At 52.9% G+C, this 16968-nt stretch carries 14 protein-coding genes and 1 pseudogene; 9 read left to right on the top strand and 6 right to left on the bottom strand.

What is annotated here, in order from left to right; genetic code table 11:
* Window positions 1-78: 78 nt before the first annotated feature.
* Both radA and serB read right to left on the bottom strand, forming a co-directional pair.
* The gene (gene radA, locus ACLJQD_RS03595) at window positions 79-1461 is read right to left on the bottom strand and encodes a DNA repair protein RadA (protein ID WP_001029710.1); all 1383 of its coding nucleotides are present in this window, start codon (window positions 1459-1461) and stop codon (window positions 79-81) included.
* A gap of 83 nt (window positions 1462-1544) precedes the next feature.
* Window positions 1545-2513, bottom strand: coding sequence for a phosphoserine phosphatase (gene serB, locus ACLJQD_RS03600; RefSeq protein ID WP_001132982.1), 969 nt, complete (start codon window positions 2511-2513; stop codon window positions 1545-1547).
* 116 nt (window positions 2514-2629) lie between these two features.
* Between serB and ACLJQD_RS03605 the strand changes: the two genes are divergently transcribed.
* From ACLJQD_RS03605 to ACLJQD_RS03635, 7 genes and pseudogenes are all read left to right on the top strand, one after another.
* Entirely contained in the window at window positions 2630-3274 is a 645-nt protein-coding gene (locus ACLJQD_RS03605) for a YtjB family periplasmic protein (protein ID WP_000090067.1), read from the top strand.
* Between the two features lie 33 nt (window positions 3275-3307).
* Window positions 3308-4324, top strand: a complete 1017-nt coding sequence (gene lplA / locus ACLJQD_RS03610; RefSeq protein WP_017441768.1) for a lipoate--protein ligase LplA — start codon at window positions 3308-3310, stop codon at window positions 4322-4324.
* A 310-nt stretch (window positions 4325-4634) separates the two neighbouring features.
* Entirely contained in the window at window positions 4635-5324 is a 690-nt protein-coding gene (locus ACLJQD_RS03615) for a DUF1120 domain-containing protein (protein WP_017441767.1), read from the top strand.
* Between the two features lie 47 nt (window positions 5325-5371).
* Complete coding sequence (locus tag ACLJQD_RS03620; protein WP_000722272.1) at window positions 5372-6061, top strand: DUF1120 domain-containing protein; 690 nt, start codon at window positions 5372-5374, stop codon at window positions 6059-6061.
* Between the two features lie 77 nt (window positions 6062-6138).
* A complete protein-coding gene (gene stjC / locus ACLJQD_RS03625) occupies window positions 6139-6846 on the top strand; it encodes a fimbrial biogenesis chaperone StjC (protein ID WP_001112028.1) in 708 nt (235 codons plus the stop codon).
* A 13-nt stretch (window positions 6847-6859) separates the two neighbouring features.
* Window positions 6860-9267, top strand: a pseudogene (locus ACLJQD_RS03630) (fimbrial biogenesis outer membrane usher protein).
* Window positions 9264-9836, top strand: coding sequence for a membrane protein (locus ACLJQD_RS03635; RefSeq protein ID WP_017441766.1), 573 nt, complete (start codon window positions 9264-9266; stop codon window positions 9834-9836). The pseudogene ACLJQD_RS03630 and the gene ACLJQD_RS03635 overlap by 4 nt, the downstream one beginning before the upstream one ends.
* 37 nt (window positions 9837-9873) lie before the next feature.
* On the opposite strand, the gene deoD is transcribed toward ACLJQD_RS03635, so the two are convergent.
* From deoD to deoC, 4 genes are all read right to left on the bottom strand, one after another.
* Complete coding sequence (gene deoD / locus ACLJQD_RS03640) at window positions 9874-10593, bottom strand: purine-nucleoside phosphorylase (RefSeq protein ID WP_000224864.1); 720 nt, start codon at window positions 10591-10593, stop codon at window positions 9874-9876.
* A 209-nt stretch (window positions 10594-10802) separates the two neighbouring features.
* The gene (deoB, locus tag ACLJQD_RS03645; RefSeq protein ID WP_000816454.1) at window positions 10803-12026 is read right to left on the bottom strand and encodes a phosphopentomutase; all 1224 of its coding nucleotides are present in this window, start codon (window positions 12024-12026) and stop codon (window positions 10803-10805) included.
* A 51-nt stretch (window positions 12027-12077) separates the two neighbouring features.
* On the bottom strand, window positions 12078-13400 hold the full coding sequence (deoA, locus tag ACLJQD_RS03650; RefSeq protein WP_017441765.1) for a thymidine phosphorylase: 1323 nt from the start codon (window positions 13398-13400) through the stop codon (window positions 12078-12080).
* 123 nt (window positions 13401-13523) lie between these two features.
* Window positions 13524-14303 carry a deoxyribose-phosphate aldolase gene (deoC, locus tag ACLJQD_RS03655; protein WP_001519713.1) on the bottom strand — a complete coding sequence of 260 codons (780 nt, stop codon included), beginning with the start codon at window positions 14301-14303 and terminating at the stop codon, window positions 13524-13526.
* Between the two features lie 259 nt (window positions 14304-14562).
* Between deoC and ACLJQD_RS03660 the strand changes: the two genes are divergently transcribed.
* Together ACLJQD_RS03660 and ACLJQD_RS03665 are read left to right on the top strand one after the other, a co-directional pair.
* Window positions 14563-16113, top strand: a complete 1551-nt coding sequence (locus ACLJQD_RS03660; RefSeq protein WP_017441764.1) for a YjjI family glycine radical enzyme — start codon at window positions 14563-14565, stop codon at window positions 16111-16113.
* On the top strand, window positions 16085-16948 hold the full coding sequence (locus tag ACLJQD_RS03665) for a YjjW family glycine radical enzyme activase (protein ID WP_001064939.1): 864 nt from the start codon (window positions 16085-16087) through the stop codon (window positions 16946-16948). Before ACLJQD_RS03660 ends, ACLJQD_RS03665 begins: the two co-directional genes overlap by 29 nt.
* Window positions 16949-16968: the final 20 nt, after the last annotated feature.

The raw sequence follows: 16968 nt of genomic DNA on the forward strand, positions 1-16968 counted from the left end.
CCGTATCAATCCGTAGGCCGGATAAGACGCATTGCATCGCCATCCGGCAAATTATACAACATCACTACATACAGAGAATTATAAGTCGTCAAACACGCTTAACGCATCTGCGAGCTTTTTAACACCGAACACCTGCATTCCTTCCGGCGGCTTTTTCGGTACGTTGGCGGCAGGCACAATCGCCCGACGAAAACCGTGTTTCGCCGCCTCGGAAATACGCTCCTGCCCGCTCGGCACCGGACGAATCTCGCCTGCCAGCCCCACTTCGCCAAACACCACCAGATCCTGCGGCAACGGCCTGTCACGCAGGCTGGAGACCATCGCCAGCAGTAAAGCCAGATCCGCGCTGGTTTCGGTGACTTTCACGCCGCCGACAACGTTGACGAAGACGTCCTGATCCGACATTTGCAGACCGCCGTGTCGGTGCAGCACCGCCAGCAGGATTGCCAGACGGTTTTGTTCCAGGCCGACCGCCACACGTCTGGGGTTCGCCATCATCGAGTGATCGACCAGCGCCTGAATCTCCACCAGCAACGGTCGCGTGCCTTCCCAGACGACCATCACTGAACTGCCGGAAGTGACCTCATCGCCACGGCTTAAAAAGATGGCGGACGGATTGCTCACTTCGCGCAACCCCTGTTCGGTCATGGCGAAGACGCCCAGCTCATTGACTGCGCCAAAGCGGTTTTTGTGGCTGCGCAGCGTGCGGAAACGAGAATCGGCGTCGCCGTCGAGCAATACTGAGCAATCGATACAGTGTTCCAGCACTTTCGGCCCCGCCAGCGACCCGTCTTTGGTGACGTGGCCGACCATCACGATCGCCACGCCGCGCGTTTTGGCGAAGCGCGTCAGGTAGGCGGCCGTTTCGCGGACCTGGGCGACGCTGCCCGGCGACGACTGGATGTCCGCCATATGCATCACCTGTATGGAGTCGATCACCATTAGCTTCGGCTGTTCTTCTTCCGCTATCAGGCAGATCTGCTCGATGCTGGTTTCGGAGAGCATATTCAGATTAGCGGTCGGCAGGCCGAGACGGTGCGCGCGCATCGCCACCTGCTGTAGCGACTCTTCGCCGGTGACGTACAGCGTTTTCATCTGCTCGGCGAGCTTGCACAGCGTTTGCAGCAGCAATGTTGATTTGCCCGCGCCGGGGTTACCGCCAATCAAAATGGCGCTGCCGGGTACCACCCCGCCGCCCAGCACGCGGTCAAACTCTTTAAAACCGGTAGAAAAGCGCGGCAGTTCCTCAAGACTGATGTCAGACAGTTTCTGCACTTTTGATACGCCCGCACTGCCGGCGTATCCGCTCAGACGTTCGTTACGCGCCACCGTCGGCGACGCGGCAAGGCGCACCTCGGTAATGGTGTTCCAGGCATGGCAGGCGCTGCATTGCCCCTGCCAGCGCGGGTAATCGGCCCCGCATTCATTACAAACAAAGGCGCGTTTGGGAGCTTTTGCCACGTTTTACCTCTTTCGTTAACGCTGTTGCCGGATGGCGCTGGCGCTTATCCGGCCTACGGTCGCCTTGCCATTGGGCAGGTTAATCATTTCTGGTTCATGCTGCCGGAGAGAATGCAAAACACGCCCATCAGGTCAGCGTGGCGGATCGTAATATCCGTCTTTTCGTTTACTTTTGGCTTGGCATGGAAGGCAATACCTAACCCTGCCGCTTTGATCATTGGCAGATCGTTAGCGCCGTCGCCAATCGCCACCGTCTGCGCCAGCGGGATGTCATGCTCTTGCGCCAGACGAAGCAAGGTATTGGCTTTATACTCAGCATCCACAATATCGCCGATAACGTGGCCGGTAAATTTACCGTCCATGATCTCCAGCTCATTGGCGACCGCCGCCGTCAGGCGTAGCTGGTCACGCAGATAGTCGGCGAAGAAAGTGAAGCCGCCGGAGGCGATAGCGATTTTCCAGCCAAGCGCTTCCAGTTTTAGCACCAACTGCGTTAATCCTGGCATTAGCGGCAGATTCCCGCGCACCTGGCGCAAAATATCGGCATCCGCGCCTTTCAGCGTCGCCACGCGGCTGCGCAGGCTGGCGGTAAAATCAAGCTCGCCTCGCATCGCGCGCTCCGTCACTTCAGCCACCTTCTCACCGGTACCGGCCAGCTTAGCGATTTCATCGATACACTCAATCTGGATCGCCGTGGAATCCATATCCATGACCAGCAGCCCCGGCGTGCGCAGATGCGGAATTTTACCCAGCGGCGCGACATCCAGCTGCGCCTCATGCGCCAGCCGCGTCGCACGCGGCGTTAGCGACCCCGCCAGACGAATGACCTGATAATCCTCCACGCACCAGGCGGCGACAATCACCATTGCGGCGCCCAGTTTGGTCTGATATTGAGTTAAACGCTGCTTATCCAGCCCGCGCCCATACAACAGCCAACCGCTGCGGCCTGCATGGTAATCCAGAGGCATCACCTCGTCGCCGCTTAAAGAAAGAGGCAAACCAGGCCATAAAGAGACATCTTCAGGCAGATCGCACCAGGTAATGTTAGGCATTAAAGCTCCTGTAAATCGTTCAGGCCGGTAACCGCCCCGCGGAAAATAACGCATGAGGCTACCTTGTAACCATCGCTTCTGGCAACATTAAGCCTCAAATTTTCAGCAGGTGGAATATGGCTCGCGCAAAACTGAAATTTCGGCTGCATCGTGCAGTCATTGTATTGTTCTGTCTCACACTGCTCGTCGCGCTCATGCAGGGCGCGTCCTGGTTTAGTCAAAACCACCAGCGACAGCGCAACCCGCAGCTGGAAGAGCTGGCCCGCACGCTGGCGCGCCAGGTGACGCTCAACATCGCCCCGCTGATGCGCAGCGAAACACCGGATGAAAATCGCATCAACGCCGTGCTGCGTCAGCTCACGCAAGAGAGCCGTATTCTGGATGCCGGCGTCTATGATGAACAGGGCGATCTCATTACTCGCGCTGGCGAAAGCGTCAATGTGCGCGACAGGCTGGCGCTGGATGGCAAAAAAGCGGGCAGCTATTTTAACCAACAAATTGTCGAGCCTATCCAGGGGAAAAACGGCCCCTTGGGTTACCTGCGTCTGACGCTGGATACCCACACGCTGGCCACCGAAGCAAAGCAGGTCGATAACACCACCAACATTCTACGCCTGATGCTGCTACTCTCGCTGGCGATAGGCGTGGTGCTGACGCGCACCTTGCTACAAGGTAAACGCACCCGCTGGCAGCAGTCGCCCTTCCTGTTAACGGCCAGCAAGCCTGTTCCGGAAGAGGAAGAGCGTGAGGAAAAAGAGTAAAATGACGGCTTAATAAAGGTAAGGAAAACCACCATGACTACATTACGCCTGCTTATTTCTGACTCTTATGACCCCTGGTTTAACCTGGCGGTCGAGGAGTGCATTTTCCGCCAGATGCCCGCCACCCAGCGCGTGCTGTTCCTGTGGCGCAACGCGGATACGGTGGTCATTGGACGCGCGCAAAACCCGTGGAAAGAGTGTAATACGCGGCGTATGGAAGAAGATAACGTCCGTCTGGCCCGCCGTAGCAGCGGCGGCGGCGCGGTATTCCATGACCTCGGTAATACCTGCTTTACCTTTATGGCCGGTAAACCGGAATACGATAAAACCATCTCCACCCATATTGTGCTCGCGGCGCTGAATTCGCTGGGCATCATGGCCGATGCTTCGGGACGCAACGATCTGGTCGTAAAAACGCCGGACGGCGATCGCAAAGTCTCCGGTTCAGCCTATCGCGAAACCAAAGATCGCGGCTTCCATCACGGTACGCTGCTGTTGAACGCCGACCTCAGCCGTCTGGCGAACTATCTGAATCCCGATAAAAAGAAACTTGCGGCGAAAGGGATTACCTCCGTTCGCTCCCGCGTGGCCAATCTTACCGAGCTATTACCGGGTATCACTCATGAACAGGTCTGCCAGGCGGTCACGGAAGCCTTTTTCGCCCATTACGGCGAACGTGTCGACGCGGAAGTGATCTCACCGGATAAAACGCCGGATCTGCCGAATTTTGCCGAAACCTTTGCGCGCCAGAGCAGTTGGGAGTGGAATTTCGGCCAGGCACCGGCGTTCAGCCATCTGCTGGACGAGCGTTTCACCTGGGGCGGCGTCGAGCTGCATTTTGACGTCGAGAAAGGTGTGATTACCCGCGCACAGGTGTTTACCGATAGCCTGAACCCGGCACCGCTGGAAGCGCTGGCGGGGCGACTGCAAGGGTGTTTATACCGCGCGGATATGCTGCAACAGGCGTGCGAAGCGCTACTGGTTGATTTCCCGGAGCAGGAAAAAGAACTGCGGGAATTATCGGCGTGGATTGCCAGAGCAGTGCGCTAAATGAATAATATCAGAGAGATGAATGTGCCTCTGATATTATTTAAACATAACAACATATTCTGAAAAATGAGTGAATAGCACAAATAGTTAAAACACACTCACCAACTACTATAATCTTTAAAATTAATATTATTTCCCCGTACTTCATAAACCCAGCGAATTATAAACCATTTATCATCACCAATGATGATTAAAGTTTTTCTTAACCAAGATTTAATTTTATTAAATTTACAACCTATCATTCTCTTCATAGAATCCCGGCGCGCATTACATGTTCTTTGGAAATATACTTAATCGTTAGGGATTACTGATGAAAAAATTATTAATAGCGACCTCTGTCGTAATAGGATTATCAACTTCAGCGCAAGCGGTTGAATCCACTGCTGTATTAAAACTGACTGGCGTTTTAACCAACGGCGCATGTATACCAGAGTTAAGTGATGGTGGAGTTGTAGATTTCGGTACTAAGGCCGTTAGCGATCTGCTGCCAACTGAGACGAATCAACTGGGATACAAAGATATAACACTCACGATTCAGTGTCTTGCACCGGCAAAAGTTGGCTGGACCGCTACCGATAATCATCCCGATTCGGTAACATCATTGACTATCGATGACGCAACATTTAGACATCAGAACAATAGAATACCAAACTATCAGCTAGGTCTGGGTAAAACAGCAGGTGGTATCAACATTGGTTCATTCGGCCTCTCTATGGACTTGAATAATGCGACCGCCGATGGAATTCAGACGAAAATGGTAGCGTCAAGTAGTAATAATCCAGATTACTGGGCTATCACAGGAAACGAATTCGTTGCGCTTACAAATACATTTCCAACTGTCACTACATATAGTGTCGGCGATGAAAATGGCCCCGCCGCTTTTACCATTGCAACATTTCCTATACGCGTAGCTGCCGCTATACAGGGAACGGACACACTGGCTATTACCGATAACACCACGCTTGATGGTCAGGCGACCTTTACACTCGTATATCTGTAACTCCAGCATTCACATGGAATATTCAACACCTCTTTAATGGAACTATAATGAAAAAAATTTTGCTTATTACTGCAATTGCAGCAGCCTTTGCTACAACCAGCGTGAATGCTGACACCACCGCCGTATTAAAAGTCACCGGTCAACTGATTGTTGGCGGTTGTACCCCAGAACTCAGCGACGGCGGTGTGGTTGATTACGGTACTATCCGCCTCGCCACACTTTCCGCAACCGATGTAAACCAACTGGGCACTAAAGATGTCTCTCTGAGTATCTCTTGTCCGTCTGCAACCAAAGCAGCCTGGACTATTACCGATGACCGTGCGGACACCCACCCAGGCGCATCCGTTATCTCCATAGCCAATGGCAATATGACTAATGGTATAGTATCTGATACCACAATGTCCTACGGCGTTGGCAAAACAACCGAAGGTGTAAAAATCGGCGCGTTCTCTATTTACACCGATACCGCGAACGTTACCGCTGATGGTGTAAAATCTGACGCTATCTCAGGAACCGTTGATAGCCCAGTCTGGCAGAAGTCCACCACCGGGATTATCAAAAACGGCAATATGGAAATGTTTACCGTTGCTACAAAAGGCACCACCGAACCAGTTCCGTATACTCTTGCCATTTTCCCGCTGAAAACCTCACTGGCTATTCAGGATACTGCAACGCTGGCCATTACTGATGATACTGTTCTGGATGGTCAGGCAACCATCACGCTTAAATATCTCTGATCCAGACCGTATAAAAAGGTTATTGATCTGTCTCCCTTATTATGGGGAGACAGATTAAAATTAAAGGACTAATTCTGATGCCAGCAGTGACTAAACTTCCATTATTATTACTCAGCGTCCCCTTTGTTTTTTCAGCACTCTTTTCACAGGCTAACGCTGCCGGCATGGTACCGGAAACTACGCTACTGGTGATTGAAGAATCCACACACAGCGGCGTAATGAATGTTAAAAACACCGACAGCAATCCGGCTTTGCTATATACCACCGTCGTTGATTTACCTGACGACAATGGTGTGAAGCTGGATGTCACTCAACCGGTTGTTCGCGTTGAAGCAGGCCAGCAGCAGCAACTACGCTTTATTATGGAAAGCACGGAACCGCTCACCGTCGAGCACTATAAACGCGTCACGTTTGAAGGTATTCCTCCGAAATCTACCAATAAGGGAATGAAAATAGGTTTTAATCTACGCCAGGATTTGCCGGTATTAATTCGTCCTAAAAATCTACCGGTCGTTACTGATGCCTGGAAATTATTAACCTGGTCCAGAAACGGACAAACAATCAACGTCAAAAATCCGTCTCCCTACGTTGTACGTTTAGCCCAAAATATTACCTTCTTACCTTCCGGGGGCGAAGGCACGATTAAAAAAACCTATATTCTGCCCGGCGAAACATTGAACGTCAGTATAAAAACGCCCCTTGCTGCTGATACATCCGTACGTTTTTACCCTGCCAGCCGTTACGGCATTGAAGTCCCCAGCTTTACCTCACCGCTGGTGCCGTGATGAGAGCTAGCACGTGAAGTATTCAAAACTGCCGCTATACATCAAAACTGCGCTTTATTGCTCACTGGCGACCACGACGTTTTCGGCTCTGGCGGAGGAGCTGAATTTTGACATGGGTATTCTCACCTCCAGAGGCATTAGCCCCAACGTGGCACAATATTTTTCCCGTGCGCCGCGTTTTCTACCAGGCAGCCACACCGTCATGGTAAAGATCAATGGCGTAAATAGAGGGTCGTTGGTCGCGCGTTTCGACACAGAAGGCCAGCTTTGCGTGGATGACGATTTCCTCAGCGCCAGCGGGCTCGTACCGCTTAATATCAGCGCCAAAGAAACATGCCATAGCCTACAAGAAGATTATCCCTCAGCGATTATTACCCCACTGCCAAACAGTGAATCGCTGGAGCTTTTTGTTCCGGCGCAGGCTCTGGATAATAACTTACTCTCGCTAAACAACGTGATTAAAGGCGGCACCGCCGGGTTATTTAACTATAACCTGTACGCCAGTCGCAGCGAGTCATCCGGTAGCGATAGCCGAAACTATGCTCAGGCAAACCTTGAAGCTGGCTTAAACTTCGCGGAATGGACGCTGCGCAGCCGCTACATGCTGACGAATAATGATGGAGAATACCGTACCGATAGTCTATATACCTATGCGGAGCACGTATTTCAGGCACAAAAAATGCGTGCGCAAGTTGGGCAGATCAACGTCAACTCCAGTCTATTCAGTGGCGCGCCGATCAACGGCGTACAGCTTATCCCTGAACAAGGGCTGGCACAGGATACACAAGGCGTAACCATTAACGGTATTGCCCGAACCCACCAGGCTCGCGTTGAAGTTCGTCAGTCCGGACAGATTATTTATACCGCACCAGTGAACGCTGGGGCATTTACCCTTGAAAATGTCCCCATCATACGCAGCAATACCGACCTTAACGTCAGCGTCGTTGAAACCGATGGCTCAACGACAACCTTCACGGTGCCGGCAGTATCTTTTAATTTACGCGAACTCACGCCCGCAGGCTTAACAATGTCCATAGGGCGCGTACGTGATACCACCAGCGACTATTCTCTCCCCTGGATCTATAACATCAGCGATGGTTGGAAACTGAGTGAAAACTGGCTGGCGCAGGCGTCTGGCGTACTGGCACAAGACTATCAAGCGGCAGGAGGTATGCTGCAATGGCTTCCAACCAACAAATGGACGTTTTCCGGCTCAATGCTGGGCAGTAAAGCGTCCTTCGGCGAATCTCTGCAGGGTGCGAAAAGTGAACTACGCGCCAGCATGGCGCTGCCCGGGGAAATTAGCCTTGACGTCAGCACCGCCCGCTACAGCGACGGATACCGTGAGTTAACGGATGCGCTCAATAAAGATGCTTACGAATACCAAAGTAGCTCCAGTGCTAATATCGCCTGGAACCATAATCTGTTAGGTACCTTCTCTCTGGGTTATTACACTTATCAGGCTACGGATAATGACAACGACTCTCGCAGTATAATGGCTTCCTGGGGCAAAACATTTAAATATGCCTCAATTACCGCTAACTGGCAGCACGCTGTTAATCAGGATGATGAGAATCATAACGGCAGTAATGATGATGATATGTTTTACATCAACATCAGCATTCCACTAGGTGAGCAGCGCGTCGGCGCTTATATGCGTAATCAAGGTGATAAAACAACCTACGGGCTACAAAATAATGGTTCGCTGAGTAAAGATACCCATTACTATATTTCTGCGGATCGTGATGCAAAAAACCAGCAAAATAGCTTCAACGGTAATCTCAATAGCAATCTCCATTACACTCAACTCAGCGTGGGCGGCGGCACTGATGGCGATAATTACCGCAACTATAACGCAACCTTCAGCGGGGGCATCGCTGCACACGAACATGGCATAACGTTCTCGCCTTACACCATCAAAAATACCTTTGCTATCGCACGCCTGAGTGAACCAGAAAGCGGCATTGAAATCGCCACGCCACAGGGGCGAATCTGGACTGACCGCTGGGGGCAGGCCGTCATTCCGGGGCTAACTGAATGGCGGAAATCCCGCGTAGAGGTTAATGCGAATACGCTACCAAAGAGCATGGAACTGGCAAACGGTATTAAGAATATTACCGTCGCGCACAGCGCTTTTCGGGTACTGGATTTCAACGTGCTGAATACACGCCGTGTGATGCTGACAGTAAAGCGTCCGGACGGCTCATGGCTACCTAAAGGCACCAGCATTGTAGATGAAAAAATAACTATTTGGTCAGCGCTGTCGACAGCGGACGCGTATTTATCACCGATGTTGGGGATAATCCTGCGTTATATGCCGCTGATGATGATATGAATCGTCTGTGTCGCATCCACTACACGCTGCAGAAAACCCAGGATAAAGAGGCATTTTATGAAACGGCAAAGGGAGTCTGTCAATGAAATCCAACAGCAAATGGTTGGGGATTGCTATATGTTGTCTCTTCACCGCACTACTCCCTCCATCAGCCCGGGCCGACGATGACTGCCAAATAACGTTCTCTTCGCCAAACGTCAGCTTTGGCTGGCTTAAGCAAGATGATATCGTCAATTCTCAGCAAGGCTGGAATCAAATGTCTTCACAGGAGGTTCACGTTAGTGTGAGTTGCCCAGAAAGCCAGAATATTGCTCTTTTTGTGCAAGCCTCTGCGGGGGAAAAGGGACGATTTTATTTTGGAAATAACGGTGGTCTCGCCGTACGTGTTAGTCAGATGATAGTAGATGGTAAAAGTTATCCTATTGCCAGCACCCTTGATAGAGTGAGCTTTGCTCCCAATGACAGTGCCCTGGATAGTCTGTTGCTACATAATAACAACGGTATCATCGCGATGGATAATAACCAGCAGGTCAGTGGGAAAATGATGAACGTCACGCTGACATTAACACCTGTCTTGAACGATAATCAATTTACACATTCTACCGATACGGTCATGCTGGAAAGCAATTTACAGTGGGAAGTGCTGACGAAATAAACGATGAAGGGGGCCTGCTCTGGCCCCCTTCACAATCTTACTCTTTATCGCCCAGCAGCACAGATTCCAGTGCGATTTTGATCATGTCGTTGAAGGTCGTCTGACGCTCAGCGGCTGTGGTCTGCTCGTGGGTACGGATGTGGTCGGACACGGTGCAGATGGTCAGCGCTTTCGCGCCAAACTCAGCCGCAACGCCGTAGATGCCCGCCGCTTCCATCTCCACGCCCAGCACGCCGTATTTTTCCATCACGTCGAACATTTCGCCGTCCGGAGAGTAGAACAGGTCAGCGGAGAACAGGTTGCCCACGCGCGCGTCTACGCCCAGCGCTTTTGCCGCGTCAACCGCGTTACGTACCATGTCGAAGTCAGCGATAGCCGCGAAGTCATGATCTTTAAAACGGATACGGTTCACTTTGGAGTCGGTGCAGGCACCCATACCGATCACCACGTCGCGCAGTTTGACGTCCATGCGCACAGCGCCGCAGGAGCCGACGCGAATGATTTTCTTCACGCCGAAATCGGTGATCAGCTCTTTGGTGTAGATAGAGCAGGACGGGATACCCATACCGTGGCCCATCACGGAGATCTTACGGCCTTTGTAAGTCCCGGTGAAACCTAACATGCCGCGAACGTTGTTCACTTCGCGAACATCTTCGAGGAAAGTCTCAGCAATGTGCTTCGCACGCAGCGGGTCGCCCGGCATCAATACGACGTCAGCGAAATCACCCATTTCTGCATTAATATGTGGAGTTGCCATCTTCAGTTCCCTTTAAATTTGTTGTTATTGCCTGATGGCGGCTACGCCTTATCAGGCCTACAAAGCGTGTGTCAAAACAGTGAAATACCCTAAGTATTTCGCGTTGTAGGAAGGCGACGAATTCGTGAATCCCCGGGAGCATAGATTAACTATGTGACCGGGGTGAGCGAATGAAGTCAACGCATCTACAGCGCGAAAGATAACGGGTATCACAGCATGTTTTTACCGTAGTCCATTGGCGATGTGCCAAAGTAGGTCGCCAGCGTCTGGCCGATATCCGCAAAGGTTTCACGGTGACCTAAAGAGCCCGGTTTGACTTTCGGACCGTAGATCAGCACCGGAATGTGCTCACGGGTATGGTCAGTACCGGTCCAGCTCGGGTCACAGCCGTGGTCAGCGGTCAGGATCAGAATGTCATCTTCACCCACCAGCTCCATCAGCTCCGGCAGACGGCGGTCAAACAGCTCCAGGCCTGCGGCGTAGCCCGCGATGTCGCGACGGTGGCCCCAGGAAGAGTCGAAGTCAACGAAGTTAGTGAAGACGATGGTTTTATCGCCCGCTTCTTTCATCTCTTTGAGGGTCGCGTCGAACAGCGCGTCCAGACCGGTCGCTTTCACTTTCTTAGTGATGCCGCAGTTGGCGTAGATGTCGGCAATCTTACCGACGGACACCACGTGGCCCTGTTTTTCATCGACCAGTTTCTGCAGCACGGTCGGCGCAGGCGGTTCAACGGCCAGGTCGTGACGGTTGCCGGTACGCTGGAAGTTACCGGCCTTGTCGCCGATAAACGGACGCGCGATCACGCGGCCAATGTTGTAGCCGCCTTCGGTCAGCTCTTCACGGGCGATTTCGCACAGCTCGTAGAGTTTATCCAGGCCAAAGGTCTCTTCGTGGCAGGCAATCTGGAACACGGAGTCAGCGGAGGTGTAGAAAATCGGCTTGCCGGTTTTCATGTGCTCTTCGCCGAGCTGGTCCAGAATAACGGTGCCGGACGAGTGGCAGTTACCGAGATAGCCCGGCAGGTTGGCGCGTTTCACCAGCTTATCCAGCAGTTCCTGCGGGAAGCTGTTTTCGTGGTCGCTGAAATAGCCCCAGTCGAACAGTACCGGCACACCGGCGATTTCCCAGTGGCCGGACGGCGTATCTTTGCCGGAGGACAGTTCGTGCGCCCATGCGTATGCGCCAATAACGTCCGCGTTGCCGTCCATGCCGGCGGCAATTTTACCGGTAGAGCCTTCATGCGCTTTCACCAGCCCCAGACGAGTCAGGTTAGGCAGATTCAACGGGCCTTTACGGCCATTGTCAGCTTCGCCTTTGGCGCAAGCTTCTGCGATGTGGCCCAGAGTGTCGGAACCTACGTCGCCAAAACGATCCGCGTCTTCAGTAGCGCCGATGCCGAATGAGTCCAGCACCATAATAAATGCACGTTTCATATCTTCTCCGTACTTAGTGCTTCAAAAATAATTGATCAGATCAGTATACAACTATTCAGTAATTCGACGATAGACCGAAGGTGTGCTTGCTGGCGCTTTATCGTCAAGGATAATTGCCGCTTTGACGGCCTTCGCCGCTTCCTGCCAACTGGCTTCGTCTTTGGCATGAATCACCGCCAGCGGGCGCTGCCCGTCGATGCTGTCGCCCAGACGGGCCATGTCGGTAAAGCCAACGCTGTAATCAATGGTATCAGACGCCTGACGACGCCCACCGCCCATCGAGACGACCGCCATCCCCAGCGCACGCGTATCCATTGCGCTGATAAACCCTTCGGTATCAGCATATACCGCTTTGCTCAACATGGCGGTCGGCAAGTATTTATCGTAGTTCTCAACGAAATCGCTCGGCCCTTTCTGCGCGGCCACCATACGACCAAAGACTTCTGCCGCTTTACCGTTATCCAGAACCGCCTGCAGTTTGGCACGCGCTTCGGCGTCGTCTTTCGCCAGCTGGCCGGAGATCAGCATCTCCACGCATAGCGCCATAGTGACGTCAAACAAGCGCGGATTGCGGTATTCACCGGTCAGGAACTGCACGGCTTCACACACTTCCACCGCGTTACCGGCGCTTGAAGCCAGCACCTGGTTCATATCGGTTAACAACGCCGTAGTGCGAACTCCCGCGCCGTTTGCCACGCCGACAATCGCTTCAGCAAGGGCTTCAGAAAGTTCATAGGTCGGCATAAACGCGCCGCTACCGACTTTGACGTCCATTACCAGCGCATCCAGCCCTTCGGCCAGTTTCTTGGCGAGGATGGAACCAGTGATCAGCGGAATAGAGTCCACCGTCGCGGTAATATCGCGGGTGGCGTAAAAACGTTTGTCCGCCGGTGCAAGCGAGCTGGTTTGCCCAATAATCGCCACACCCACGTCTTGAATAATTTCGCGGAAACGGTTGTCGTCCGGGAAGATATCGAAGCCCGGGATCGCTTCCAGTTTGTCGAGCGTACCGCCGGTATGTCCGAGACCGCGACCGGAGATCATCGGCACATAACCGCCGCAGGCCGCTACCATTGGCCCCAACATCAGAGACGTCACGTCCCCTACGCCGCCGGTCGAATGCTTATCGACAATCGGGCCATTGAGATTCAGGCTTTTCCAGTCAAGGACAGTACCGGAATCCCGCATCGCCATGGTCAGCGAAACACGCTCCGGCATGGTCATATCGTGGAAGAAGATGGTCATCGCCAGGGCGGCAATCTGCCCTTCAGAGATAGTATTGTCACGAATACCATTGATAAAGAAACGAATTTCTTCGTCACTCAACGCATGACCATCACGCTTTTTACGAATAATTTCTTGTGCGAGAAACACGGTACCCTCCTGAGGGAAAAGAGTAGAAGGCTTACATCGCCGGATGGCGGCTAACGCCTTATCCGGCCTACAGGCCTGGATTTGTAGGCCGGATAAGCGCAGCGCCATCCGGCAAATCAGAGCTTAGTAGCTGCTGGCGCTCTTACCGTCGCCGTGACCCAGCGCTTTCAGCAGGCTTGCCAGCAGGCTGGATGCGCCAAAGCGGTAGTGACGAGAATCTGCCCAGTCAGCGCCAAACAGTTCGTCTGCAATCGCGAGGAATTTCTGCGCGTCTTCCGCCGTACGTACGCCGCCCGCCGGTTTGAAGCCAACGGTTTTAGAAACGCCCATGTCGCGGATCACTTCCATCATGATGCGCGCGCTTTCCGGCGTAGCGTTTACCGGCACTTTACCGGTAGAGGTTTTGATGAAATCCGCACCGGCTTTAATGGAGATTTCAGAGGCTTTACGAATCAGCGCCTCTTCTTTCAGCTCGCCGGTTTCGATAATCACTTTCAGCAATACGTTCGCTGCGGCACAAGCGTCTTTACAGGCTTTTACCAGGTCAAAACCCACCTGCTCGTTACCGGCGATCAACGCGCGGTACGGGAATACCACGTCCACTTCGTCAGCGCCGTAGGCGATCGCCGCACGGGTTTCCGCCAGCGCAATATCGATGTCATCATTGCCATGCGGGAAGTTAGTCACCGTTGCAATGCGGATGTCCGGCGTACCTTGTTCTTTCAGAGTTTTACGCGCAATCGGGATAAAACGCGGGTAAATACAAATCGCCGCCGTATTCCCGACCGGGGTTTTTGCCTGATGACACAACGCGATCACTTTTTCATTGGTGTCGTCATCGTTCAGAGTGGTCAGATCCATCAGTTTGAGCGCACGCAGGCTGCTTGCTTTTAAATCAGTCATGACATTCTCCAACGGCATTGCCGTATAAAATTTCACCTTGCGAGTCTGTTAATATTCTAACATTCACTCGCGATTACACTTCGATATACATCACAGTTAATGAAAACTACGTACAAATTTGCATTACTGTAATGAGATCTGAATCAAATTATCCCGCCGTCACCGTCTGTTCTTCGAGCGATAAGCGCATCAGGATCAAAGTCGGTTTGCCGCCATTTTCTACAATAGCGCATCGTCCCGGCATAAAGAGGAAACGAAGATGCCTGCCTCATGCGAAACTGCGCTCCAGCAGCGTTGCCAGCAAATTGTGACCAGCCCGGTGCTCACGCCTGAACAAAAACGCCATTTTCTGGCGCTGGAAGCTGAAAACGCCCTGCCTTATCCCCCCCTGCCGGAAGATGCCCGCCAGGCGCTGGATGAAGGCGTCATTTGCGATATGTTTGAGGGGCACGCCCCCTTCAAACCGCGCTACGTGTTGCCCGATTACGCCCGATTTCTGGCTAACGGTTCACAGTGGCTGGAACTGGAAGGCGCGAAAGATCTGGATGATGCGTTATCCCTACTCACCATTCTGTATCATCACGTTCCTTCCGTGACGTCCATGCCGGTTTATCTCGGCCAGCTTGATGCGTTGCTGCAACCGTATGTTAGAATTCTAACACAAGATGCGATCGATATTCGAATAAAACGTTTCTGGCGTTATCTCGACAGAACGCTGCCAGACGCCTTTATGCATGCCAATATTGGCCCTGCCGATACGCCTGTCACACGAGCGATTTTGCGCGCTGATGCCGAGCTAAAGCAGGTGGCGCCTAACCTGACGTTTATCTACGATGCGGAAATTACGCCGGACGATCTGCTGCTGGAGGTCGCCAAAAACATTTGCGAATGTAGTAAGCCACACATTTCCAATGGCCCTGTAAATGATAAAATTTTCACAAAAGGCCATTATGGCATCGTCAGTTGTTATAACTCGCTACCGCTTGGCGGCGGCGGCAGTACGCTGGTACGTCTCAACCTGAAAGCCGTGGCAGAACGCAGTACGTCTGTCGATGACTTCTTTTCACGCACGCTACCGCACTACTACCGACAGCAGATCGCCATCATTAATTCACGATGTGAATTCCTCTATGAAAAGTCACATTTCTTTGAGAATAGCTTTCTTGTACAGGAAGGTTTGATCGATCCCGAACGTTTTGCGCCGATGTTCGGTATGTACGGGCTGGCGGAAGCCGTGAACCTGCTGTGCGAAAACGCGGGCCTGACCGCCCGTTACGGCAAGAATGAAACGGCGAACGAGCTGGGCTACCGTATTAGCGCCCAACTGGCGGATTTCGTCGAAAATACGCCAGTGAAGTATGGCTGGAAGCAACGGGCGCTGCTCCATGCCCAGTCTGGCATCAGTTCCGATATTGGCACTACGCCGGGCGCACGTCTGCCGTATGGCGATGAACCGGACCCTATCACCCATTTGCAAACCGTCGCGCCGCACCATGCCTTTTATCATGCCGGGATCAGCGACATTCTGACGCTGGACGAAACCATCAAGCGTAATCCGCAGGCGCTGGTTCAGCTTTGTCTTGGCGCGTTCAAAGCCGGGATGCGGGAATTTACCGCCAATGTCAGCGGCAACGATCTGGTGCGCGTCACCGGTTATATGGTGCGCCTGTCGGATCTGGCGAAATTTCGCGCCGAAGGCTCGCGCACGAATACCACCTGGCTGGGAGAAGAAGCCGCACGTAATACCCGCATCCTGGAACGACAGCCACGCGTAGTCAGCCATGAACAACAGATGCGCTTTAGTCAGTAAGATCATTGCGTTTTCCTGCGTCGATGGGCCAGGCAGCCGCCTGGCATTATTCTTACAGGGCTGCAATTTGCGCTGCAAGAATTGCCATAACCCGTGGACGATGGGACGCTGTAACGACTGCGGGGAATGCGTATCGCAGTGTCCGCACCACGCCCTCAGCGTTGATGGCGGGAAAGTGGTATGGCGGTCGGACATCTGCGAGCAGTGCGATACCTGCCTGAAAATGTGCCCACAGCAGGCAACGCCAATGGCGCAGACCATGAGCGTTGACGATGTGCTGCGTCATATTCGTAAAGCATCGCTGTTTATTGAAGGTATTACCGTCAGCGGCGGAGAGGCGACCACGCAATTACCGTTTATTGTGGCGCTATTTACAGCGATCAAAGCCGATCCGCAGTTACAACGACTGACCTGCCTGGTGGACAGTAATGGTCAGTTAAGCGAGACCGGCTGGCAGAAACTACTGCCGGTTTGCGACGGCGTAATGCTCGATCTGAAAGCCTGGAAGAGCGAGTGTCATCACCGTCTGACCGGACGCGATAACACGCATATTAAGCACAGTATCCGCTTTCTTGCTGCGCGGGGAAAACTGGCGGAGCTGCGGTTGCTGGTTATCCCGGGTCAGGTGGACTATGCGGCGCATATCGATTCACTGGCGGCGTTTATTACTTCGCTGGGCGAGGTTCCGGTGCGCCTGAATGCCTTTCATGCGCATGGCGTCTATGGCGAAGCGAAAGCCTGGCCAGGCGCGACGCCGCAAGAGGTGGAACGGCTGGCTGACGGATTGCGCGCGCGTGGGGTGGCGAAGCTGATTTTGCCGGCGCTATATTTGTAACCGTCGCCTGCCGGACGGCG

Origin of the sequence: Salmonella sp. SAL04214, from assembly GCF_046550615.1 — a bacterium.
GTDB lineage: Bacteria > Pseudomonadota > Gammaproteobacteria > Enterobacterales > Enterobacteriaceae > Salmonella > Salmonella enterica.

Bases quoted from the DNA above. Each gene is read 5' to 3' on its own strand.
- serB (WP_001132982.1), bottom strand. From the start codon at position 2,513: ATGCCTAACATTACCTGGTGCGATCTGCCTGAAGATGTCTCTTTATGG.
- ACLJQD_RS03605 (WP_000090067.1), top strand. From the start codon at position 2,630: ATGGCTCGCGCAAAACTGAAATTTCGGCTGCATCGTGCAGTCATTGTA.
- lplA (WP_017441768.1), top strand. From the start codon at position 3,308: ATGACTACATTACGCCTGCTTATTTCTGACTCTTATGACCCCTGGTTT.
- ACLJQD_RS03615 (WP_017441767.1), top strand. From the start codon at position 4,635: ATGAAAAAATTATTAATAGCGACCTCTGTCGTAATAGGATTATCAACT.
- ACLJQD_RS03620 (WP_000722272.1), top strand. From the start codon at position 5,372: ATGAAAAAAATTTTGCTTATTACTGCAATTGCAGCAGCCTTTGCTACA.
- stjC (WP_001112028.1), top strand. From the start codon at position 6,139: ATGCCAGCAGTGACTAAACTTCCATTATTATTACTCAGCGTCCCCTTT.
- ACLJQD_RS03635 (WP_017441766.1), top strand. From the start codon at position 9,264: ATGAAATCCAACAGCAAATGGTTGGGGATTGCTATATGTTGTCTCTTC.
- deoD (WP_000224864.1), bottom strand. From the start codon at position 10,593: ATGGCAACTCCACATATTAATGCAGAAATGGGTGATTTCGCTGACGTC.
- deoB (WP_000816454.1), bottom strand. From the start codon at position 12,026: ATGAAACGTGCATTTATTATGGTGCTGGACTCATTCGGCATCGGCGCT.
- deoC (WP_001519713.1), bottom strand. From the start codon at position 14,303: ATGACTGATTTAAAAGCAAGCAGCCTGCGTGCGCTCAAACTGATGGAT.
- ACLJQD_RS03660 (WP_017441764.1), top strand. From the start codon at position 14,563: ATGCCTGCCTCATGCGAAACTGCGCTCCAGCAGCGTTGCCAGCAAATT.
- ACLJQD_RS03665 (WP_001064939.1), top strand. From the start codon at position 16,085: ATGAACAACAGATGCGCTTTAGTCAGTAAGATCATTGCGTTTTCCTGC.